Source organism: Halomonas sp. TP35 (genome assembly GCF_052375975.1).
Taxonomy (GTDB): domain Bacteria; phylum Pseudomonadota; class Gammaproteobacteria; order Pseudomonadales; family Halomonadaceae; genus Vreelandella; species Vreelandella citrativorans.
Genome location: NZ_JBQSUZ010000001.1, coordinates 298,034 through 319,938, shown reverse-complemented (window position 1 = coordinate 319,938; position 21,905 = coordinate 298,034). Strand labels below are relative to the sequence as shown.

The following is a 21,905-nucleotide window of genomic DNA, read 5'->3' as shown; positions in this document are numbered from 1 at the left end:
TGGCGTTACGCATAGCTGATTTAGCATATGGCATAGCTCAACAGGCCCTTAAAAAGCAATAATTCTCATTATTACAAACAGTAGAGACTTATTGTCATGTTTATGTGCCCACACCGCTTTTACTATCGTCAACTTGCATTATCCATTGCCTTGGCAGGGGGCTCGGTAACTGTTGCCTATGCCCAACCATCACCGGATGATGCCCAGCAGTTAACGACGGTCACCGTCACTGCTCAGCAGGCGGCTACCAAAGTCGAAACGCCCTTTATCGAGACCCCGCAAAGTGTGTCAACCATTACTCAGCAGCAGATGGAGGAGCGTGGCGTCACCACCGTCCAGCGCGCGACCGACTATACGCCAGGGGTTTACTCCAATCAGGTGGGCGCTTCAAACCGCTTTGACTATTTAGTGCTGCGCGGCTTTTCCGACGGCAGCTTAAGCAACACCTTTCTGGATGGCTTGAAGGTGATGGGCGATGCCAACTCGCACAGCTCGATGCGTATCGACCCGTGGTTTCTGGAAAGCATCGAAGTCGTTCGCGGACCTGCCTCCGTGCTCTATGGCCGCGCTTCCCCGGGCGGCATGGTGGCGCTGAGCAGCAAACGCCCAGCGTTTGAGCAAGGCGGCGAGCTGCGCTTACGGATGGGCAATCACCATCAGCGTAGCGCCGCGTTTGACCTGACCGGGCCAATTGGCGAGCAGCAGCGCGTCGCCTTTCGCTTAACGGGTATCGCCAGCGGTGCGGACACCCAGTTTGGGCCCGCCGAAGAGCAACGCTTTGCGATTGCGCCCCGGCTTACCTGGGACATGACCGACGACACCAGCCTGACGATTGAAGCCTACCTGCAGGACGAACCCGAAGGCGGGTATCACTCTGGCGTGCCTTATGAAGGCGCAGTGACTCCTCATAACGGGCGTAAAATCAGCAATAATTTTTTTGATGGCGAAGAAAATTACGACGCCTACGAGCGCACCCAACGTATGTTCGGCTACTCGCTTGAGCACCGCTTTAATGACCAGATCACTGGCCGACAGATGCTGCGTTACTTGAATTCAGACGTGGTACTCAATCAGGTATATGGCTTTGGCTGGACATCGCCCACTTCCAATGAATTAACCCGCTATTACTCCGGCAGCGACGAGTCCCTTGAAGCATGGACCATTGATAACCAACTGGAAGCTCGTATTGATAGCGGTGCCATGGCGCAAACACTGCTCTTTGGCGTGGACTACCAGCAGCGCGAAAACAACGTGTCGTGGCCTTCTGGCGCCTTCCAGCCCATTAATGCCTTTGAGCCGGTTTACGGCAGTGAGCCCGTCGCATTTTATGACCCCACTCGGGAACAACATAATATCGAGCAAACCGGCGTTTATTTACAGGACCAAATTGCGCTCAATAACTGGCGCTTCACGCTGGGCGGACGCTATGACTGGGTAAGCATTGATAACACGAACAGGGATACCGACGATGCTAGCTCGCTAAGCGATACTCAACTTAGCGGCCGTGCGGGCGTGGTATATCTATTCGATAACGGTGTAGCGCCTTACTTGAGTTACTCCACCGCGTTTACCCCCACAAGCTTTGTGGACGCGCACGGCGATTTGCTCTCGCCCATGGAAGGCGAGCAGTGGGAAACCGGGGTGAAATACCAACCCAACGGTAGCGCCAACCAGTACAGCGCGGCCATTTTCCATATCAGTCAGGAAAATGTGGCCACCAAAGAGCAGCCCTCAGACCCTTACCGCGCGGTGGGTGAAATTGAATCCCAAGGCCTTGAACTGGAGGCAAAAACTCAGCTGACCGAAACGCTCTCGCTGCAGGCAGGCTACAGCTTTACCGATATTACCTACGCTAAAAGTGACGACGGCAACCAGGGCAACAATGCGATTTACTCGCCCCGGCACCAGTTGCAGGCATGGGGGCACTATGAAGCGAACAGCGGTTGGTTAAACGGCGTGGACGTAGGCGTTGGTGTCCGGCATTACGCGGATATCGCTGCAGACCGCGCAAACACCGAAACCGTACCCGACTACACGCTAGTGGATGCCACTATCGGCTACGACCTTAGCCACGTGGGCGTTAACGGCGTCGAAACCCGCCTTAACGTCAATAACGTGCTGGATAAATCCTACGTTGCGTCATGTAACTCGCTGGACTACTGCTACTTCGGCGCTGAGCGCGGGATTACCGCAAGCGTTCATTACCGTTTCTAAACACGCCTTAAGAGAGCCGCTGAGCCCCGCTGCCCTGTCTAACCAACGCGTCGTAGGGGTTCAGCTCACAACCCGCCTGCACGGCGTTGCAAGCAAGAAAGATTATCGTTTAAATACAGCTCTTCTTTCAAAATGGCTCTTCCTTATGCGCCGTACCGTGACGCTTTTTTTCGCCCGAGCCGCGCTTCTGCTCACCAGCCTGCTAGCGTTTACCAGTGCCCACGCCCAGTTTGCCACGGTGGATTGGACCATTGCCGAGACGTTGGTGGCTATCGACGCGCCGATCAGCGGCGTGGCCCAACAGAAGGACTACTACGACTGGGTCGGCGAGCCACAACTCCCAGCAAGTGCGACCGACCTTGGGCTGCGTACTCAGCCCAATTTTGAGCTATTGGCTCAGTTGGCCCCTGAGCAGATATTGATCTCGCCGATGTTTGCTGCGCTAACACCGCGCCTGGAGCGCATTGCACCGGTAACATCAATTCCGCTTTACTCTCCCGGCGCCGATACCTGGCAGGAAATGCAGGCATTAACGCGTCAGCTGGGTGAACTCACCAAGCGAAAGCCCCAGGCAGAGCAATTAATTGCCAATACACAGGTGCTTATGGAATCACTCCGTGAAGCGCGGCCTGACACCGCACCGCTACTGCTGGTGCAGTTTATGGATGCACGCCATGTGCGGATATTCGGGGATAACAGCCTTTACAATGCGGTGCTTGGTGAGCTTGGCCTGAAGAATGCCTGGGAGCAACCCACCAACGCCTGGGGTTTCACCTTAACGGGTATCGAAGTGCTTGCCCACTATTCAGAGGCGACGCTGGTAATTATTGACCCGTTGCCCATCGGCGTAGAAGAAGCGCTGGCAGAAAGCGGCCTGTGGCAACAGATACCCATTGTGCAAAGCGGCAACCTTTTGCGCCTGCCACCGGTGTGGAGCTTTGGCGCACTGCCCTCGGCCCAGCGCTTTGCTCGCGTGTTGACTGCCGGCCTGGACGACTTTTCACGCCACCAGCCATCCCCCCGTTAGAAATAATGCACGCCCTTCGCGCGATATTCTCGCCAGGATCGTAACGCTGAAAGCCCTGCCTGCTATCAAAGTTTTCTTAGTTGCGTTAAGTTAACCGCTAGCGCCAAGTAAAATTAGGCAACTAGCGAGGAAGCACAATGACCTTAGCGATTGTGGCCACGCGTGCGGGCGTGGGCCTGGATGCGCCAGCCGTCCATGTAGAAGTACATCTTGCCAACGGCTTGCCGGGGCTTACGCTGGTAGGGTTACCCGAAACGGCGGTAAAAGAGAGCCGCGAGCGGGTGCGCAGCGCATTGGTTAATGCCGGGTTTGATTTCCCCAACACCCGGCGGATTACGCTGAACCTGGCGCCTGCGGACCTTCCCAAGGAGGGCGGCCGGTTCGATTTGCCCATCGCACTCGGCATTCTTGCGGCCTCCGGCCAGATTCCAGTAGACGCGCTAGAAGGTATGGAGTGTGCGGGCGAACTGGCACTGGACGGCAAGCTACGCGCCGTACCCGGTATGCTTCCTTTTGCCCTGGCAGCGCGCCGGGCCGGGAACGCTCTGATCATCCCTCGCGCCTGCGCCGATGAGGCCGCGCTGGCCGGTGACTTGCCGGTACTGCCAGCGGATACGCTTTGGCAGGTCGTTGCTCACCTACTCGGGCAGGAGAAAATCTCGCCCCACCGCCTGCCCGCCTCAGTAAAAACCACCACGCCAATGGCCGATTTAGCCGATGTACGCGGCCAGCAACAGGCGCGTCGCGCGCTGGAAATCGCCGCTGCGGGAGGCCACAATTTACTGTTCGCAGGCCCGCCCGGCACGGGTAAAACCATGCTGGCTAGCCGCTTGCCGGGCATTCTACCCCCGCTTTCTGAAGAAGATGCCCTGGCGGTCGCCGCCGTGCGCTCGGTGTGTGGGCTGTCGCTGGATGCCGACTGGGGAAAGCGCCCGTTTCGGCAACCGCACCACAGTGCCAGTGCCGCCGCGCTGGTGGGCGGCGGCTGTGAATTACATTAATAAAAACGACTAAACAAAAAACTGCACGACTGGCATACTGCACTTAAGAAAAAAATAGGTGCTAATATTTGCATGGCTAGTCGAAATCTAATCACTAATTTTGAAGAATTTCCTCACGATGGTCGCCACTGGATGATACGGTGGGTAGATGGGTACCAATCGCATGAGGGACGAACATCAACCCCCTCTGTTGGCGTCAAGCTTTGTCCAGTAAGCTCGAACCCAAACAAACAAGAAATCTGCAAGCCTGCCAGCCTGAGTGAAGAGATCCTGGTACGCGCACATACGGGAATAGTTCCAGAGCTTGTTTTAGGTACCATATACAAAAATGGGCGCCTAATTGGTCGCGCTAATGCTCAAACTATTAATATTAATGCAGATTTAACAGATAACAGTTCTAGAATTGTTAAAGCAAACGATATCATGCCTGAAAGGCCAAGTTGGTGGAAAGATGAATTCCCATACCGTTGGATAGGGCAGTCAGAATACAATCTTGGAAAAGACTTTTCTAACAGCTACTGCGTTGTAATTCAGCAAGCACAAAGTACCTATATAATCCCTTGCCACGAAGTTTTTAGGGCCCTCATGGCACCCTCTTCTGAGTTCGCACTAGCATTAACAACGGGGCCATGGGCAACAACTAGGGAAAGAATTGTTAATATACAAAAAACTGGAACAATTTCCGATGACGAATGGTTGGTAATTTTAAGAAAGAGAATTAAGGATAAGTTTGCTGATAATGCAGCGAATCTCACTATTTCTGAACATGGCATTCAAGCAGCTAATGCTATTTATGCTAATGCCTTAAGGGCTACTGGTGAGTCTTATATATATGCAGGCATTCCTTTTCTAGTTAACAATTTTAAATTTTCTGTACGTGCAGTTCAAATACAATCAGAACCTAACAAATATCTTTGCTTGGAGATAATCTCAGCAACGTGGCCTTTTAGTAACTTGACAATCCACCATGGTCGCGACAATAGTGGCGAGACAGGCAAAGACACTATAGATTCAGATAAAGATAAGCCTTGGCCAAATGGCAGTCAGAACAACAGCAGCCCAAATGATGATTTAGCGATTTCTTCTAAAGAAGATCCTGCAGCGAATTCTGGGCTTGATGAAATCAGCTCTTTAGGGGTTGCTTGGAAAAACAAACCAGAATTAAAAAAAATTGAAAAAGAGGTTAGTTATAAATACCTTACAGGAAAAGTAACGCCTATTGAAAATCAATTTTTCAAGTATGGCACTTCTGGATTACCGACGCATGGAAATACAGAAACAAAGGAGGTTTCTGCGGAACAGGTCGGCCAAACAAACATGCCTTATAGGTTTTTGCAGTTAAAGAAAATGTTGAATCTGCTTCGCAATAAAAAAATAATAAGTAATCTTTTCTGCTATCAGCCACAAGAAGGCGGTCTGTTTAGAGATAACATTCTGACTTGGCCATTACCCAAAAGAGTTATAGACGAGTATCAAAAAAAACACAGAAGGGACAAATGGACCACGTTAACACTTTCAAAACATAGAAGCGTTTTAGTTTATCATTTTGACTACAGCGGAAGTAGAGTATTTCTTCTTGAAATTGAATGTAGAGAAAATGAGGGTGGGTACTGTGCGTTACTGCTTGAGATAACAGAAGAAAACCATCAAGCGACTATCAAAAAAGTTATAAACCACATAGCATTTTTCCGTGGAAATTTAAAAGGAGCTGAAAGTAAAATTCGAGCTTCTTCGGGTGTTTTAGATATGAAAACATGGGTACACGCATATAATAAAAAGCAAGATAGCAGTTCATCTATAAAGCCACTTAACCATGTAAGCTTCACCAAAGCTTTAAGAACGCTCACAGGCGAATAAAGACTAAAGTAATTTAAAATATATAAGCTAGGTGAAACGTACCGAAAGACGTCATCCAGAGGGCGGTTTTTGTAAGAGGCTACTTTAGCAGCCCTTCCGAAAGCCGCAATTCATGCTAAACAGCATTGCCCTCTTGCACCTTCAAACAATCCTGCCAGATTCACTATGCGACGATTTGGTCAGCCTCTGCGTGCCAGAAGAGACAGATATCCAGCGAAGCTATGTGGGATGCATCGACTCAACACGAATCGCCAAACAGGCACTACAGAGCGGGCGAGGAGTACTAGATCTTGTACGCGAAGAAGGGCTTTTAGACGACGCTACGCTGAGTGAAATTCAGCGTCCCGCGAACATGATTGCTTCGAGACAAGCAACACGAGTTACGCCGGTCAGCGGGTAACTTCCTTGTTTCGATAAGAGTAAGTGACCTGCCTAGATTTAAACCTTCAAGTGGCAGGTCACAGTAAGGTTATAATTACTTTACAAAAAAGTTAATGACCTATCTAGCCCAACAAGCCCTTAAGCGCTTCTTGTGCAGCATTATTTTCGTGCCCCACAAAAAAAGGATTATCTTTTATAACAGCGTTTTTCGCTAGATTGAGTGGTTGGAATGGATCTGAGGTAATATCAATCTGATAGTCCCTCAGAGATCTACCAAACTTACCCAGTGCAATGCATGTGACAGAATTAGCGCCTGCTTTACGCAAAAGTGCGGCGGCTACACCGAAAGACACCCCATGAGTAGTACAGTCATCTACCACTATGACATTACGCCCGGTGAGGTTACCGCGATATTTAGGGTTTAAATGAATAGTTTCTATCTGTTCGGTGGGATCAAGTCGATCTGTTCTTGAACCAGCTGACGACCGCTTAGTTGATGGTTTATGACGCACAAACAAGGGCTCTCCCTTTCTCGCCATACGAACTTTTGATACAGTTGTCCTTAAGCGATGCGTAAAATCGCTGAGTACCTCGCTATCACTGTTATCGCTAGCTGACGAAGGAAACACTCCCCAAAAAAGCTTTGGAAACGAGTCAACACCCTGAGTTAGCAGAGATCTCGCAACCATTGCAAGTAAGGCATTCAATCGAGGCCCCCCTTGTTTTATAGTACTAGTTAGATGCGCGCGAAATTGTTTTTGATCAAAGTCTTTTCCGAAAGTAGATAGATCTGAAAGAGCATGTACAGAATACGAAGCGCCTTGGCCATTGAACCACCACTTGCCATCCCACTCCGAAGTTAATCGAAGGGTTTCCTTAAGAGAACGTGCACAATCCACTTGAATACCGAGCTCAGACACTCTTGGGTCATTTGACCAACCGGCTGCAACCATAACCGCTTTACCATTCTTACCCATGGCAATGTCAGCTTGCGATCCAACTAGCACTAAGACATCTTGCGGCGCGATTTTTAGCTTTTCGGCAGTTCTTTTAATAATCCCTCCATTTTGCCGTCCTAGCTCTTGCTTAAATATTACACCGGTTTCGGCAAATAACTCATCAAACCAACCCGGTTTGGCGTTATTTGAGACAATCCCAACCTTATGATTATTTTGAGCTGCTTCTATCAAAACCTGTGCAATAGAGGGATCGGGGTCACCATTAATTAGCAGCGCACTGGGAGAGGTTACTATCAACATAGGCTTCTTTTCATATTGTTAAAGTGACTAGGAACTACCTAAATTTCTAAATTCTGTTGCACTGGTTCGGTCGCGATATCTTCTGATTGCTCGGAATCCACTTGCAATGAGGAGGTATCCAAATCCAGTAGCGCTATAAGCTGCTCGGTTTCTCTAGGTATCTCAAACGATGTTGCGCCACGTGCACGCTCCGAAAAAACCATTTCTGGTCGGGCTTTTGCTGTTCCTGGCAGGAATATATTGACCACTTTTCTTTGGTATTTTGAAGCATATTCAACAGTGTGAGCTGTGCCGCTCTTTATTTTCCATTCAACTGGAATAACAAACTCAGAAAGGCCTGCCTGGATTCGATTTCGCCTCACAAAGTTCTCACCAGAATAAGATTGATGTGGCAGGTATTCTGTTATGACTGCCCCGCCATTCATCAAAATTTTCTCACGGATCTCTTGAGAGCCTTTGGGGTAATCAAGGAATATTCCATTTCCTAAAACCGCCACTGTGGGCAAGCCATACCTGAGAGACTCCTGATGAGCAACTTGGTCGATGCCAAAAGCGAGGCCAGATACTACCGTTCTCTCTGAATGTGCAAGTGTTGCGACAACGTAGCGAGCCAAGAACTCACCATCCTTTGAAGGCTTACGAGTGCCCACAACAGCAATTGGACGATTATAAAGGGTTCGAATATCCCCTTGGATAAATAGCCAGCGCGGCCCATCTTCAATTTCTTTAAGCCTGCCTGGGAACTCCTCCTGATCCCGAAAGACTAGCCGTGCTCTATATTTGGCCAGTTCCCTGGCTAGCTGAAGGCCAGCCTCCCAGACTCTATGCTGCCACTCTTCAGGACTTTCACCGTCCAGCAAAAGTGATACCTTCAGCTCTTTTTCAAGAACAGAAATCGGTGAATTTTTGAGAAAGTCTTTGAACCCTTTCCCGGGCAACATCAGACGAAATAGCGTCCAGTACCCAACACCTTTGATAGTCGATAGCGCAAGAAAAGCTACGACTTCATTACGCCAAAAATTGGCACCACGATCCATGCCTTACATTCCCAGTTAGCCGCTTTTTTCGTTATCCATAGTAGAGACTACTTGAATTCGGGTTCGCGCAGAAGAACCTGCCTACGCCAGTCGTACCTTTCACGTCACTTTTTCTTATTAAGCACGTACTGAAGGTCATTCCACTGCAATTTAGAACTTTTGTATTCTTGGCAATGCCAGTAATGACCCTAGCCCATAAGCCCCCATGGGTGACAGATATTAGCAATATTGTTAAATGACGAAGGCAGCTTCATGCCTACAACAATACGGCCTAGTTAGTTCATGTTACCCAGGCCAAGAAGGCGCATCCGGTAGTGACAATGGCCTTTGATCAAGGCCCGCCCTGACTCTTTTTTACGACACATCTTGCTCAAAAATGTCCAACAGCCTCGCGCTAAAAGCGCTTTATTGGCCACTTCAGAGCAGATCATGATTAGAGTTTGCTTCCGACGTCGTCACGAAAATAATCCTCTGATGCAACTAGGCCAAATGTGCTGTTCGGCTCGTTAGCCTCTATCCCAACCTCCTCACTGAATAAATTTTGTATACGTCGCTCCTGTTTTAGGTACGCAACTGTGCCAAAAAAGCAACTCTCACAGAGATGTAGTTCGTAGCGCTCGCCATCGTGCTTAGCCCCGTATCCCCAATGAGCTTGGAGCGTCGCAAATTCAAGCCCAACATTCGCTACCCGAGTGGAGCATAGGCATACATCGCACATCACATCGGTGACGGAATCGATTTCCACCTTTTCAATAATTTTCATTTTGATTCTCCTACATTATTCAATCATCTATCTCCCAGGCCCAATAATCTGAAGAATTGAATGATCCGGTTACACCATTGGCTGCCACTAGATCATGATGGAACCCCAATGAGGGTGGTAGTCGCTATTTCGTACAGCACCCGGTTAGGCCTAACAGGATTCACTAAGCCTTTCATCGCCGCCTATTACGCTGAACGCTTCCGCTATCAGAATACGCTCAGAAACGGCTTGCGAATGAATGAAAATAATGACACTTTCCCTTGAAACACTAAGAAATAGTAGGGAATGGTAACGTATGGCAATTTACCAATATGAGCTCAGCAATGCTTCATTTCGTAAGCAACAACGGGTTTTTTCATCACCAAGCATCGGTCGACCGACTGCTTTCTTGAGCCATAGTCACAAAGATAACCAGCAAGCATTAGGCCTTCAGCAAATGCTCATTGAACAAGGGTGGGATATCTACATCGATTGGCAAGACCAAAAGATGCCGGAACGCCCTGATGCAGAAACCGCAAGGCGAATCAAGAATGCCATTGTGCATGCCAATTGGTTCCTTTTCCTGGCTACTGAGAACTCCATGTCATCACGATGGTGCCCTTGGGAGATTGGTTACGCTGATGGAAAGAAGAATCTCAATAACATCGTCATCGTTCCTACCGTCGACTCATCAGGTCGTCATCATGGCAATGAATATTTACAGCTTTATTCCCGTATCGACACCACACCAAACGGAGCATTAGCCCTATACGACCTTCAAGGGCACAGTCGTTGGCTGAGAAATATCTGATTATGCCTTACAAAAACCTGACGGGAAGCTCAGAATGAAACGTGATCAGTTACGGCTCGTTGACACCCTTTCAAAAGAGCTAGAAGAAGGAAATCTGGCTATTTTTGCGGGTGCAGGCTTTTCAAGAGCAGCAGGTTATGTCGACTGGAAGTCATTGCTCAAGCCAATAGCTGATGAGCTTGATTTAGACGTCGATAAAGAATGGGATCTAGTTACGTTGGCGCAATACCACACAAACGTCAATGCGACCAACCGAGCAAAACTCAATCAGCTACTGGTGACTGAGTTCTCAATGACGGCGGAGCCCACTGAAAACCACGCGATTCTGGCAAGGCTGCCTATTCCGACCTACTGGACAACCAATTATGATCGTTTGATCGAAACGGCGCTTGAAAAAAACGAAAAGATAGCTGACATCAAACATACCAATAAGCAATTGGCAACGACACGGCCGAAACGTGATGCAATTGTTTATAAGATGCATGGTGACATCGAGCATGCCGCTGACGCGGTGTTGACTCGCGATGACTATGAGCGTTACCACGTCAATATGCAGCCGTTCATTACAGCTTTAAGCGGTGACTTGGTTTCTAAAACCTTCCTCTTTCTCGGCTTCAGCTTCACCGACCCTAATCTAGAATATATTCTTAGCCGCGTCAGGATTCAGTTTACTCGAGATCAACGACAGCACTACTGCATCCTGAGAAGAGCTAGCAAGGGAGAGAATGAAGACCTTGCTGACTTCGAGTATCGCCAACGTAAGGAAGAGCTTTTCACAGGAGAGCTGCTCCGTGTAGGGATCAAAGCCGTTTATGTTGATGAGTTTTCTGAAATTACTGACATTCTGCGTGCCATCGAGCATCGCCACAAAAGAAATACAATCTTTATCTCTGGTGCTGCTCATGACTATAACCCGTGGTGCAAGGCTGAATCAGAGCAATTCGTTTATCATCTGAGCAGGGCCATTTGCAAAGAACAGTACCGAGTGATCTCAGGGTTTGGCCTCGGTATAGGTAGCGCAATCATCACTGGCGTGCTTGAACAAACTGTTATGAATGGTGGCCGTCTCGACAACGACCAGTTAATTCTTAGGCCCTTTCCACAAAGCAAGACTGGGGAAAGGCCTCTGAAGGAACTGTGGACAGAATATCGACGCAATATGCTCGCTCATGCAGGCGTTGCTATTTTTATGTTTGGCAATAAGCTGGAAAATGGCGAGTTAATCCTTTCTGACGGAATGCGTGAAGAATTCGATATCGCTGTAGCGAAAGGCGTTTTTGTAATTCCTGTAGGTATTACAGGCTCGATGTCGAAATTACTGTGGAATGAGGTTATGAAGTCTTATCAAGAATCTCAGCACGAGAATGGTAAAAAGATTACACCCTTGTTGGGTGAACTAGGCGATAAATCTACATCACTTGAACGCGCTCAAGAAGTCATCCTCCTCCTCTTACGGCTCATCTAAGGTGTCCCCATGGCTAGAAAGGTTTTCTTTAGTTTCCAGTACGACGACGTTCTGAGAGCGATGAATGTCCGTAACAGTAACGTGATCAATGCCAACCCTAAAGTTGGATTCATCGACAAAGCAGAGTTCGAGAAGTTAGAGCGCACAGGTGATAGCACGGTAAAAGCATGGATAGATGCCCAGCTTATCGGTACGACTGTGACAGTCGTACTTATAGGTGCCAATACTGATAAAAGTAAATGGGTAAAATACGAAATAGAGAAAAGTATCAAACGGGGCAACGGATTGTTGACTATAGATATTAGTAAAATCCCAGATTTCAATAAACAAACAAGTGACTTCTGCGGCATGAAGATCCAAGGATACAAGCACTACCGCTGGAATACAGATAATGGTCGTGAAAACCTTGGAGTATGGGTTGAAGAAGCCGCCAAGGCTGCTGGAAAACCTTGAGCGATATTTAAGCGACCACACCTTTGAGCTAATTAACGAAGATGAATTCTGATGCCCCGCCTGAAATCATACAGGCTACCAGGGGACCTATTCACCAAGCGATCCTGCGTTTGAACCCTTGTTTTAGCGGAAAAATGTCACGTGCTAACTGCTCGAATTATCCTGAATCGGATCAGGTGTCTTTGCCATCCATCAGAATAAGCTGAAGTACCACTGGCTTAGTTGCTGCCAATTGGGTTAGTGGCACACATATCGCCAATCGTTTTTAGTTTCATTGCATAACGGATTGTTGTAAGCCATTGCTTACAAACGCTGTGGTCAATCGCTTACATAAAAATGGCTTGATAAAGGCTAGGGTGAAAGTGTGACGCCCAGGATCGCCGCTTTAGCACGTCGAATGCGTCACAACAGGGATGTGATTATTGGTAGTGAAAAGAGGTAGGAGTGCCAGGGATGGCAGCTCTTTTCTAGGTTTTGGCCACTGCTAGCTCTTCCCAGCGTGTGGTGTAGCGTGGTGTACGGTGCTCGCAACGCAATTCCCAAGCATTCTGTTTGCGAGGCATGCCAATCCGGACGGTATTTTTTCCGTGTTCGCGATTGAGCTTATCGAGCGTGGCCATCAATTTTTCATTACGAGCACGTTTCTCGTCACTGATCGGTTCGGCGAGCAGCCCTAGTTGTTCATTGTCGTGATCGCACAAATCAATGAGCATAATCCCGCATTTTTGGTACCAGATGTCTTTTTTAAAAATTCTTTCTAGCCCTGCCATGGCAGCTTTGATGAGCTCGCGGCTATCATCGGTGGGGTGAGGTAGCGGTATTACTAACCGTTTACTGTAGCTCGGCAGATCTTGCCGAAAGCGATTGGTGTGAACAAACACCATCAATGCTTACCATGCTTCACTAAAAGCCTGAGAAATTTGACTCCCCATCATGTATGAGTGACGCCAAAAGCAACCTAATTCACGCTCTGCCGATAAAGCGGGAGGAAGCTCCATCACTGCTAAATGATCCGGTAAATGTACATCTCTTACCCAGCCATACGGCAATAATGCATGACCATAACCTGCGGCAACTAAAGCCATTCGATGCTCAACACCAAGGCCATATGTACGAGTCAAGCCGGAGCTTAATAATTTACTTAAGCCTTCAGTAATTAGCGATGGAACAAAATCATCCTCGCTAAGTGGTAGTAATCCAGGCTCACAGAGCATAAGAGGATGGAGTTCAGGCTGAAGTTTATCGGCTCGCACTAGTAAGACAAAGTGTTCCTTGAATAAGCTTGTATATGCCATCCCCTCAGGAACCGACTGTGCTGCACTAATTAGCAAATCAATTTCACGGTTCTGTAAACGCCGTAACAGACCTTGATGCTTGCCACTAACCAACTCGACTTTAGTTTTACCTGAACGGTGAGCACAAATCTGGATAATCCGTAACAAGTTATCCGGTGCCAGTGAGGAAATCACTCCAATACGTAAGGTTTGCCCAAAGGGAAGAGCTAAGCCATCATCACGTAACCCCTCAAGCCGAGTCACGCCTTCTAAAATTACGGCGATTAAGTCTAAAACTTCCTTTCCAAAGGCAGTGGGTGTTATTTTACTCCCCCTTTCAAAAATGGGCTGTCCGAGAATTTCCTCTACTTTTTTTACTTGATAAGACAAGCCCGAGGTCGAAATACCCATGTCTATGGCCGCATAACGAAAACTACGTTTCATTGCGACGGCCTCAACTAAAAGCAAGTCACGCACAGACACTGCTGCTAGCTTGTTCGAAATTACTTCACGCACCGTCATAAAACATTCGATTCCAATTGATGAAACACTGGCTATAATATTTTTAATCAAAATCATAGTCAATCTCATTCTCAATTGGAGAGGTTATGACCTCAATACCCCGTTGCTTTGCCGTGCTAGTAGCGACAACTTTGTTATCAGGTAACTTGTCAGCGCAAGAATTTAACTTTACTGATGTAACCGGACAGGAAATTAAGTTAGAAGCCCCTCCTAGACGTATCATTACTCTGCCCAATCCAGCTGCAGCTACCTTCATCGCAATAGATGGTTCTACCGAGCTGTTAGTGGGTATGAATGAGGGCTCTAAACGAGCCTTTGAGAGCGGTATGATGAGCGTTATGTTTCCTGAAGCTGTTGATATCTCCAGTGACATTTTGTCGGAAAACGGTGGTTGGATGCCCAACGTAGAGGCCATCGCAGAACTTAAACCGGATTTAGTCATCCAGTGGGGTGAGCGCGGCGATGATATCGTAGCTCCACTTCGCAATGCAGGTTTGCCCGTTGCTCTAATGGTAGGCGGTGGCAATGCGGGTACAGAAGAGCTGGCCCGAGCCAATATGAAAATGGTGGCTGATATCACGGGTAATACTGAAAAACTGTCAAAGCTTATTGATTGGCGTGACCGTGTACAAAGTGAAATTACTACTGGTTTAAAACAAGTAGGCTTTCATGCAACACCAAGCATTTTGCATTTGCGCTCTGCCAAATCCAAGTTGACTGCTACTGGTGAGAAAAGTTATCAACAAACCTTCATCGAGCTGGTTGGCGCTAAAAATGTAGCTCAAGGAGCTGGCGTACAAAGCACTGTTAGCGTGGAACAGATTCTTGAATGGAACCCAGATATTATCTTACTTTCCGCAGCAGAGACGGATGCTGGATTAGAAGCGATATACGACGACCCATTACTTTCTCGCTTAAATGCCGCCGTACAAAAACGCGTTTATAAGACACCTCAAGGTGGATATATCTGGGATAGTGCTTCCCATGAAAGCCCCTACACATGGATGTGGCTGGCCAATCTTACTCATCCCGATATTTTCTCTTTTGACCTACGTCACGAATTAAAAGAAGGCTTCAAATTACTTTATAACTTTGACCTATCGGATGAGCAGATAGATCGAATTCTGCGTATTGCTATGAACGGCGACAGTCACGGTTATCAAGTGTTTCGTAAACAATGAACACATATACGCGATCGATTCACTCGTCCTCAGAAATGGTTGAGCCAGTTACCCTGAGCACTTGGCGTGCTAGTCATTGGCCTCTTTTGTCCCTACTGCTTATAGCGACTGTGCTAATCGGGCTATCAGTAGGTCGATACAGCGTAGCGCTAGATGAGATTGTAGCCATCCTATATGCAGCCTTACGAGGTGATAACTCACAGCATATGGATGCGTTGGTGATCTTGAATGTACGCTTGCCGCGCATATTATTGGCAGGAGTATGTGGGGCTGGGCTTGCCATCTGCGGGGTAGCCTTACAAACCTTATTTCGTAACCCTCTCGTTTCACCTAAAGTGCTAGGTTTATCCTCAGGTTCAGCATTAGGAGGATCACTGGCAATTTTGGCTGGAGTAGGGGGGCCGCTACTGATGGGGGCTACGTTTGTATCAGCATTTGCTGCTCTGTTTTTAGTAGTGCTGATTTCAAATATGGCGGGTCGTACTTTGATGACTATTGTGCTTGCTGGAATTGTTATTGATGCTTTATTTGCAGCAGGTATTTCGTTAGTTCAATATGCCGCGGATCCAGAAACGAGTTTACCTGCCATCGTCTTTTGGCTGATGGGAAGCTTTGCAACGGCGAGTTGGGAAAAATTTGCACAAACTGCTCCTATACTCATTGCCAGCATTTACCTACTGAATAGAATGCGCTATCGCATTGCTGTACTCGCTATGGGTGACGACGAAGCTAAGTCGTTTGGCATCCATGTTGCACGCTCCCGGATGATCGTCTTCGCGTTGATTTCTATCATTATCGGCGCCTGCGTAACCGCATCGGGCGTAGTGGGGTGGGTAGGACTCGTAATCCCACACTTTGCTCGTATGTTAGTAGGCGAAGATCACCGCCGGCTCTATTTCACGAGTCTTATGCTGGGTGCCACTTTCATGATTTTGACTGATACGTTGGCTCGTAGTTTAACTGCTGCAGAGATTCCTTTAGGTGTACTCACAGCTCTAGTTGGCGCCCCCGTCTTTGTGTACTTACTATGCACTCGTCGACGTGAAAGGGCTTAATCATGCAAACCGTCTTTACCTCTCATCTCAGTTTAACTGGAGCGTGCGTACGTTTTAGTGAACGTGTGATTTTTCAGGATTTAAGTTTTAACGTACAAAAGGGCGAAACGTTGGCCATTTTGGGCCCAAACGGACGCGGTAAGACTACGTTGCTAAAAGCTCTATTAGGCTCACAACGTTTAGATCAAGGACAACGGCAGGTACCCCACCTCATCGGCTATGTACCTCAATACCAATACGGTAGTGAAAACCATTGTTGCCTCGATGTGGTACTCATGGCACGAGCCGCCTTGCTTCCCATGTTCAGCCTTCCTTCACAGCGGGATCGTAAGCTAGCTCTTGAAGCATTGGAAAAAGTAGGCGGAGGGCATTTTGCTTATCGTTTATATGGCTCTCTATCCGGCGGCGAGCGCCAATTAGTGTTGCTTGCTCGTGCTTTAGCTACTGGTGCTGAGGTACTCATACTTGATGAGCCGGCTTCAGCTTTAGATTTAGCTAATCAGGACTTATTGCTTAACGTCTTATTCGAGTTACGCCGAGTACGTAGCCATTCGGTCGTTTTTACCACTCACCATCCGCAACACGCTCTGCATCTCGCAGACAAAGTACTGCTGATGCACACCAACGATCAGATTAAATTTGGTCCAGCTGATGAGCTGTTAACCGAGTCTGAGTTATCCCGTTTATACAACGTCAGACTACGCCGTCTAATGGTGCAAACGGGAGAACATTTTCAAAGCACAATCTGCCCGGTTTTTGGAATACGTGAACCGGATCAAGATATGCCCATTTCTTATCCTCTAAACAAAGGTAAATACAATGAGTAACGATACAATCTCCTATCTGGAAAATGGACATGAATTTACAGTCCACTTTGATGAGTTATTAAAATACCACGGTGCCGGTTATCCGGGTGGTGTAGCCCACGGGCTAAAAGTTATGCAGCGAGCCTGGCCCTTGCTAGATAATGGTCGTTTGCCTGAACGACGTGAAATTCGCTGTGTCACAGCCTTTGGAGGCCCAGGGGGTAGAGATGCGATTGAGTTTGTTACCCGCGGTCTTACTGAGGGTCGCTACATTGTTGATAACTCAGTAGGGCTCGAAGAAGAAGAGTCCCCCGGTGGTCGTTATTACTTCCGTTTCGAGTACCGTGGCACCGCTGTTGAAATCACCATCCGTCCCGGACACGTACGCCCCGAGTTCATTCAGTTAGCACGCAAGAAAGACCGCTCACCAGAAGAAGAGATCATTTTGGCTGAAATGAAGCTCGAAATGGGAGAACGCTTGTTAGTCCAGCCCGCAGAAGATATTTACAACGCTACCGTATTATCGTAATAAGTCATAGCCATGAGTCAAGAACGTCAAACTTGGCTCGGGCTACTTGCCCGAGCTAACCGAGATTATCTGGAAAATATCTGGGCTACTTACAATCCGGGTGTGCCTATACAAAAACTCGCTGGCCCTGAAACGGGGTTGGTGCAGCTCAATACACAAGCTTGTAAGGCCTCAGTGTCATTTCAGTTTGGTGAGGCTTCTTGTACTCGCTGCGTAATCGCTATTGGGAAAATTCAAGGTTACGCAGTACATTTGGGCTCCGATCTACGCAAAGCGGAGTTAGCGGCCTATCTAGACGCCTTTCTACAAACGGCCCCCTCCCACCAACGTGAGCTGGTGCTGCACCCTATACGCCAACAGTTAGAGCTAAAAAAGGCTGAGAGGGAGCAGCTGACGGCTGCTACTTCTGTACGTTTCTACACCACACAAAAAACTTAGAATCATGAAAATACCTTTACGATCTGAGCACAGACATGACGATGAGTTACATCGGCAGACGCGTACTTATCGGCGACTACTGCATGCCTTTGGTTACCCAATGCGCATACAGCAACTAGAAGAGCGTGCTATTCATTGCATCGTTGACTGCCTTCTAGACAGCCAAACGACGGTAGCTATTGAGGTGGAAAATAAGGAATTAACAAGCCGTATTTTGAATACAGGCGCAACCTTGAGCCAAACTCCCGAATGGGTTTTTGCAGGTTCTCAACGGCATCACTTACAACATATTCCAGCAGGAAGCCGTGAGGCGCCTGAAAGTGGGGCAACCCTTGTCATGGAAATAGCCGCCATATCACCTACAAACGGGGGGCTTGCTATACGAGCCACCGGTGCAGGACTCAACAAACCACACACTTTATATTTTTCAGGGTTACATCAAAATGTAGTCATTGATCATATTGCTTTTCGTGCCGATTACCCGCGTGGAGTGGACCTACTACTATGCGCTGACACGCAGCTGGTTGTATTACCACGTCACTTAACTTTGGAGATCATTTAATGTACGTACCAGTAAAGGGTGGTGAACAAGCAATTGCTGCTTCCCGTATAGCCGTAGAACGGAGTCGCCGAGGCGACGACACAATCCCCGAGATTGAAATTAATCAAATCATGGCACAAATGTCGTTAGCTCTTGATCGGATCATGAGTGAGGGGGGCTTATACGATCGACGTTTTGCTGCTATTGCCTTTAAGCAAGCTCAGGGAGACATTGCCGAAGCGGTATTTCTCGTACGTGCTCATCGCGCGCAATTAGCCAATTTTGGCTCAAGCCAAAACATAGATCTAAAAACAATGCATTACAGTCGCCACATTTCCGCCACGCAAAAAGAGTTGGCTGGAGGGCAAATTTTAGGCGCCACTTACGACTACACCCACCGCTTACTGAATATGGATTTAGAACACTCTCGCCCTCAGTGCGAGTTACCTAAATCAGTGATAACAGCTCCCTCATCGCCCTCTAGCTCTGAGCCACTGTACGCAGATCTTATCCGCACCGAAATATCTAAAGCTCCGATAGACATTACGCGAACTGTTTTGCCTTCTTTACCTGATCCTTGCGAGCGTCTCGCTCATCTCGCTCGTGGCGAAGAAGGCTACTTAACTGGATTAGCTTACGAGAGTTTGCGTAAAGCCTCAACGAGTCATCCCTATGTAGCGCAATTAATGAGAGGGAGCGTTGAAATATTCGTAGAGCTGGAAGACCTCAATTTAACCGTATCCATTGGTGAGGTTGAGTTAACTGCCTGCACTACTGTGGCTCCAAATTTTAGCTCATCTCCACATTTAGAAGCGGGTTTTGGTATTGCTTTTGGAGCTAACGAGCGTAAAGCCGTCGCCATGGCAATCGTAGATCAGCACTTTAAAATTGAGGGTGCTACCAGTGATGCACTCATGCATACCGACGGAGTCGCTGCATCCGGCTATGTCAGCCATTTGAAATTACCTCATTACTCTGACTTTGATGCTGATTTAGCGCGTTTACGCCGAGTTCAGGCTAAGGAGGAAATATGAATTATGCCTACCTTGATCTACCGTCCAAACAAGAAATACGTCGTAAAACCCTAAAAGCACTCTGTCTACCTGGACGTCAAATACCTTTCTCAGCTCCTGAGCTACCCATTGCCTATGGTTGGGGGGTAGGAGGCATGGCTATTACCGCTGCCTTATTAGAACCGAATGACACGTTAAAGGTAGTCGATCATGGTTCGGATGATACCGTTAATGCCCTGAATATCGCGGATTTTTTTACTAAAACGGCAAACATATCAATTACGACAACAAGCTCAAAGGCTACTCTCATTCAAACGCGTCAGCGAGTCCCTGAAAGCCCGTTGCGGGAAGAGCAAATTGTGGTGTACCAAGTTCCTCGACCTGACCCTCTACGTGGATTTATTAATGATGCGGCCGAAGCACTGACACGGCACGCACATCATGATTACGGTGTCGTGTTAAGCGCTCTATTTGAAACATGGTTGCAACAAGATGAGGCGTGCTTAGGATACGACCACCCTGTGATTGTTAATGATGGGGTCTTAATGTCACCGTCGCCTATTCCTGCTATGGATAACCCCCGCATGGCGATGATGCCTGCTATTCAGATTTTTGGCGCCGCACGCGAGCGACGAATTTATGCATTGCCTGCCTATACACCCTTAGCAAACTTAGCTTTTGTTGACCTGCCTGCTAGCCTGAAAAAAGTCGATACAGCATGTTGTATCTGCGGCTCATCTATTCATTATTTGGATAATATTGGTACGTCAAACACCCCCCATTGGGTATGTTCCGACTCCGAAGCATGCAAGGAGCGCGCTCATGTTTAGCTTGCCAGATCCCGTGCTGACAGCACAGGCTATCTCACTTGAAATAGCTGGGCACCGTATTTTGTCGGATTGTCACCTCAAGCTTTATCCTTCCGAGGTTCTCGCTTTAGTCGGCCCCTCAGGTGCTGGAAAATCAAGTCTTCTGAATATACTTGCTGGACGACAGCTATCTAACAACTGTCAGGCTCTTTCCCTTTTAGGCCAGGATTTACTACGTACTAGTCTTTATCAAACTAACCTTTTACGTCGGCGGGCGTGTGGCTATGTGGCTCAGGATGCCAGCACAACCCTAAACCTGAGACAAAGTGCCGCCACTAATATCGTACGTCGTCTTTTTGATTTAGGTGACAACCGTGCGGTTGATGCACTCAAACAAGCACAAAAATGGGGCCAGCGACTTGGTTTATGTCCAGAACGATTACATGAGCCAGTGAAGAACTTTTCGGGAGGGATGCGCCAACGCGTACAAATCGCTGCGGCCATGATCCATCAGCCGAGCATTTTATTTTTAGATGAACCCACTGCTGGTCTCGACTCAGTCGCTCAAGCAGATTTTTTAGATGTGCTCTCTAATTTGAGAAACCAAACACAGACTGCCATGGTGTTTGTGACTCATGACTTACGTCTAGCTCGACTCATTGCTGATCGGGCCATCGTGATGGATCAAGGCCGCATCGTCAGCGAATCCATTATGGATCGTTTGCTTACTGAGCCTGAGCATCTCATCGCCCAAGCTCTTGTTAAGGCAATGATTTAATGAATAAACCAACTGTGATTTTGCAGTATGAAGGCAATGGCATACATCATGGGCCACTTCGCATAACGGCACAAACAGGGCAGATCGTACAGATCTGGGGAGCGTCAGGCTCAGGAAAATCGACTTTGCTCTCACGAATTTGGGGAAGTCGAAGCTTAGGAACGGCACACTTGTGCATACGAACCCACGATCAGCAGTTCACACCAAGCACAATGACACCCGCCCACTTTGCATTTCTACGCTCACGATTAATGTCGTACGTAGGGCAACATCCTACCGTACTACCTCGCGAAAAACTTGTGGATTGGTTTGCTCTAGTCCCCACAAAGACAGTACTCGACGGACTAAGACTGCTGGACCTCTCTCCTAGCTTACTCTCTCGCTATGCCTGTGATGTCTCTGGTGGTGAACTACAGCGTTTTATGTTGCTTCACGCTTATTTTTCTTCTCCTCCAATCTTACTTTTAGATGAGCCCTGTACAGGATTGGATCCAGAGCGTAGTCATCAGGTGAGCACGCTTTTATTACAGGCTAAAGCCGCTCAGAAACTGGTTATTTACACCAGTCATACGAGTGCCAGTTGGGTGGATCAGTCAATCTCTTTAGACGGTTAAACCGTCTACATTTAATTTAACCTGGAAAAGTACTCATAATGAAAAAAATTTTATTGGGATCTGCGTTGAGTGTAGGTTGCCTAAACTTCGTTCATGCC

General features: G+C 47.8%; 22 protein-coding genes and 1 pseudogene. 18 read left to right on the top strand and 5 right to left on the bottom strand.

Translation table 11 applies throughout. The features are described 5' to 3' along the window. Window positions 1-96 precede the first annotated feature (96 nt). From ACT3RU_RS01500 to ACT3RU_RS01480, 5 genes and pseudogenes are all read left to right on the top strand, one after another. Window positions 97-2,214 carry a TonB-dependent siderophore receptor gene (locus tag ACT3RU_RS01500; RefSeq protein WP_412767837.1) on the top strand — a complete coding sequence of 706 codons (2,118 nt, stop codon included), beginning with the start codon at window positions 97-99 and terminating at the stop codon, window positions 2,212-2,214. Between the two features lie 145 nt (window positions 2,215-2,359). Further along, a complete protein-coding gene (locus ACT3RU_RS01495) occupies window positions 2,360-3,241 on the top strand; it encodes an ABC transporter substrate-binding protein (RefSeq protein WP_192527782.1) in 882 nt (293 codons plus the stop codon). A 137-nt stretch (window positions 3,242-3,378) separates the two neighbouring features. Continuing rightward, window positions 3,379-4,227, top strand: a pseudogene (locus tag ACT3RU_RS01490) (YifB family Mg chelatase-like AAA ATPase); the annotation flags it as partial. A gap of 87 nt (window positions 4,228-4,314) precedes the next feature. After that, window positions 4,315-6,099, top strand: coding sequence for a hypothetical protein (locus tag ACT3RU_RS01485; protein WP_096277126.1), 1,785 nt, complete (start codon window positions 4,315-4,317; stop codon window positions 6,097-6,099). Between the two features lie 112 nt (window positions 6,100-6,211). Beyond that, a complete protein-coding gene (locus tag ACT3RU_RS01480) occupies window positions 6,212-6,499 on the top strand; it encodes a hypothetical protein (protein WP_096277124.1) in 288 nt (95 codons plus the stop codon). A gap of 103 nt (window positions 6,500-6,602) precedes the next feature. Here the strand turns inward: ACT3RU_RS01480 and ACT3RU_RS01475 are convergent, their stop codons facing one another. The 3 genes from ACT3RU_RS01475 to ACT3RU_RS01465 all read right to left on the bottom strand — a co-directional run bounded on the left by ACT3RU_RS01475 (window position 6,603) and on the right by ACT3RU_RS01465 (window position 9,539). After that, window positions 6,603-7,739: a hypothetical protein gene (locus ACT3RU_RS01475; RefSeq protein ID WP_192526916.1), complete on the bottom strand. Its 1,137-nt coding sequence runs from the start codon at window positions 7,737-7,739 to the stop codon at window positions 6,603-6,605. Window positions 7,740-7,777: 38 nt separating this feature from the next. Next, window positions 7,778-8,776, bottom strand: a complete 999-nt coding sequence (locus ACT3RU_RS01470) for a DNA-processing protein DprA (protein ID WP_086961193.1) — start codon at window positions 8,774-8,776, stop codon at window positions 7,778-7,780. A gap of 433 nt (window positions 8,777-9,209) precedes the next feature. Beyond that, the gene (locus ACT3RU_RS01465; protein ID WP_086961195.1) at window positions 9,210-9,539 is read right to left on the bottom strand and encodes a hypothetical protein; all 330 of its coding nucleotides are present in this window, start codon (window positions 9,537-9,539) and stop codon (window positions 9,210-9,212) included. Window positions 9,540-9,834: 295 nt separating this feature from the next. Here ACT3RU_RS01465 and ACT3RU_RS01460 point away from each other — a divergent pair, with 295 nt between their 5' ends. From ACT3RU_RS01460 to ACT3RU_RS01450, 3 genes are read left to right on the top strand one after another with little or no spacing between them, the layout of a single operon-like run. Further along, on the top strand, window positions 9,835-10,329 hold the full coding sequence (locus ACT3RU_RS01460) for a toll/interleukin-1 receptor domain-containing protein (RefSeq protein ID WP_096277120.1): 495 nt from the start codon (window positions 9,835-9,837) through the stop codon (window positions 10,327-10,329). A 34-nt stretch (window positions 10,330-10,363) separates the two neighbouring features. After that, complete coding sequence (locus ACT3RU_RS01455) at window positions 10,364-11,794, top strand: SIR2 family protein (protein WP_192526915.1); 1,431 nt, start codon at window positions 10,364-10,366, stop codon at window positions 11,792-11,794. 9 nt (window positions 11,795-11,803) lie between these two features. Further along, entirely contained in the window at window positions 11,804-12,247 is a 444-nt protein-coding gene (locus tag ACT3RU_RS01450; protein ID WP_096277114.1) for a TIR domain-containing protein, read from the top strand. A gap of 467 nt (window positions 12,248-12,714) precedes the next feature. Here the strand turns inward: ACT3RU_RS01450 and ACT3RU_RS01445 are convergent, their stop codons facing one another. Further along, entirely contained in the window at window positions 12,715-13,131 is a 417-nt protein-coding gene (locus ACT3RU_RS01445) for a DUF4113 domain-containing protein (RefSeq protein ID WP_192526914.1), read from the bottom strand. Between the two features lie 6 nt (window positions 13,132-13,137). Next, the gene (locus ACT3RU_RS01440; RefSeq protein WP_225733714.1) at window positions 13,138-14,100 is read right to left on the bottom strand and encodes a LysR family transcriptional regulator; all 963 of its coding nucleotides are present in this window, start codon (window positions 14,098-14,100) and stop codon (window positions 13,138-13,140) included. Between the two features lie 29 nt (window positions 14,101-14,129). Between ACT3RU_RS01440 and ACT3RU_RS01435 the strand changes: the two genes are divergently transcribed. Genes ACT3RU_RS01435 through ACT3RU_RS01390 form a run of 10 tightly spaced genes read left to right on the top strand, consistent with a single transcriptional unit; the run spans window position 14,130 to window position 21,807 of the window. Continuing rightward, complete coding sequence (locus ACT3RU_RS01435) at window positions 14,130-15,224, top strand: ABC transporter substrate-binding protein (protein ID WP_096277102.1); 1,095 nt, start codon at window positions 14,130-14,132, stop codon at window positions 15,222-15,224. Continuing rightward, window positions 15,221-16,279 carry a FecCD family ABC transporter permease gene (locus ACT3RU_RS01430; RefSeq protein ID WP_096277100.1) on the top strand — a complete coding sequence of 353 codons (1,059 nt, stop codon included), beginning with the start codon at window positions 15,221-15,223 and terminating at the stop codon, window positions 16,277-16,279. Before ACT3RU_RS01435 ends, ACT3RU_RS01430 begins: the two co-directional genes overlap by 4 nt. 2 nt (window positions 16,280-16,281) lie before the next feature. Next, window positions 16,282-17,106: an ABC transporter ATP-binding protein gene (locus ACT3RU_RS01425; protein WP_016239116.1), complete on the top strand. Its 825-nt coding sequence runs from the start codon at window positions 16,282-16,284 to the stop codon at window positions 17,104-17,106. Next, window positions 17,099-17,614, top strand: a complete 516-nt coding sequence (locus ACT3RU_RS01420) for a hypothetical protein (protein WP_019282989.1) — start codon at window positions 17,099-17,101, stop codon at window positions 17,612-17,614. The genes ACT3RU_RS01425 and ACT3RU_RS01420 overlap by 8 nt, the downstream gene beginning before the upstream one ends. 12 nt (window positions 17,615-17,626) lie before the next feature. Beyond that, window positions 17,627-18,052: a phosphonate C-P lyase system protein PhnG gene (gene phnG / locus ACT3RU_RS01415; protein ID WP_081194694.1), complete on the top strand. Its 426-nt coding sequence runs from the start codon at window positions 17,627-17,629 to the stop codon at window positions 18,050-18,052. A gap of 4 nt (window positions 18,053-18,056) precedes the next feature. Next, window positions 18,057-18,614: a phosphonate C-P lyase system protein PhnH gene (gene phnH / locus ACT3RU_RS01410; RefSeq protein WP_048766753.1), complete on the top strand. Its 558-nt coding sequence runs from the start codon at window positions 18,057-18,059 to the stop codon at window positions 18,612-18,614. Next, window positions 18,614-19,627, top strand: a complete 1,014-nt coding sequence (locus ACT3RU_RS01405) for a carbon-phosphorus lyase complex subunit PhnI (protein WP_016239120.1) — start codon at window positions 18,614-18,616, stop codon at window positions 19,625-19,627. The genes phnH and ACT3RU_RS01405 overlap by 1 nt, the downstream gene beginning before the upstream one ends. Continuing rightward, a complete protein-coding gene (locus ACT3RU_RS01400; RefSeq protein WP_048766754.1) occupies window positions 19,624-20,436 on the top strand; it encodes an alpha-D-ribose 1-methylphosphonate 5-phosphate C-P-lyase PhnJ in 813 nt (270 codons plus the stop codon). Before ACT3RU_RS01405 ends, ACT3RU_RS01400 begins: the two co-directional genes overlap by 4 nt. Then, window positions 20,429-21,193: an ATP-binding cassette domain-containing protein gene (locus ACT3RU_RS01395; protein ID WP_016239122.1), complete on the top strand. Its 765-nt coding sequence runs from the start codon at window positions 20,429-20,431 to the stop codon at window positions 21,191-21,193. The genes ACT3RU_RS01400 and ACT3RU_RS01395 overlap by 8 nt, the downstream gene beginning before the upstream one ends. Beyond that, a complete protein-coding gene (locus tag ACT3RU_RS01390) occupies window positions 21,193-21,807 on the top strand; it encodes an ATP-binding cassette domain-containing protein (protein ID WP_016239123.1) in 615 nt (204 codons plus the stop codon). Before ACT3RU_RS01395 ends, ACT3RU_RS01390 begins: the two co-directional genes overlap by 1 nt. The last annotated feature ends 98 nt before the right edge of the window (window positions 21,808-21,905 follow it).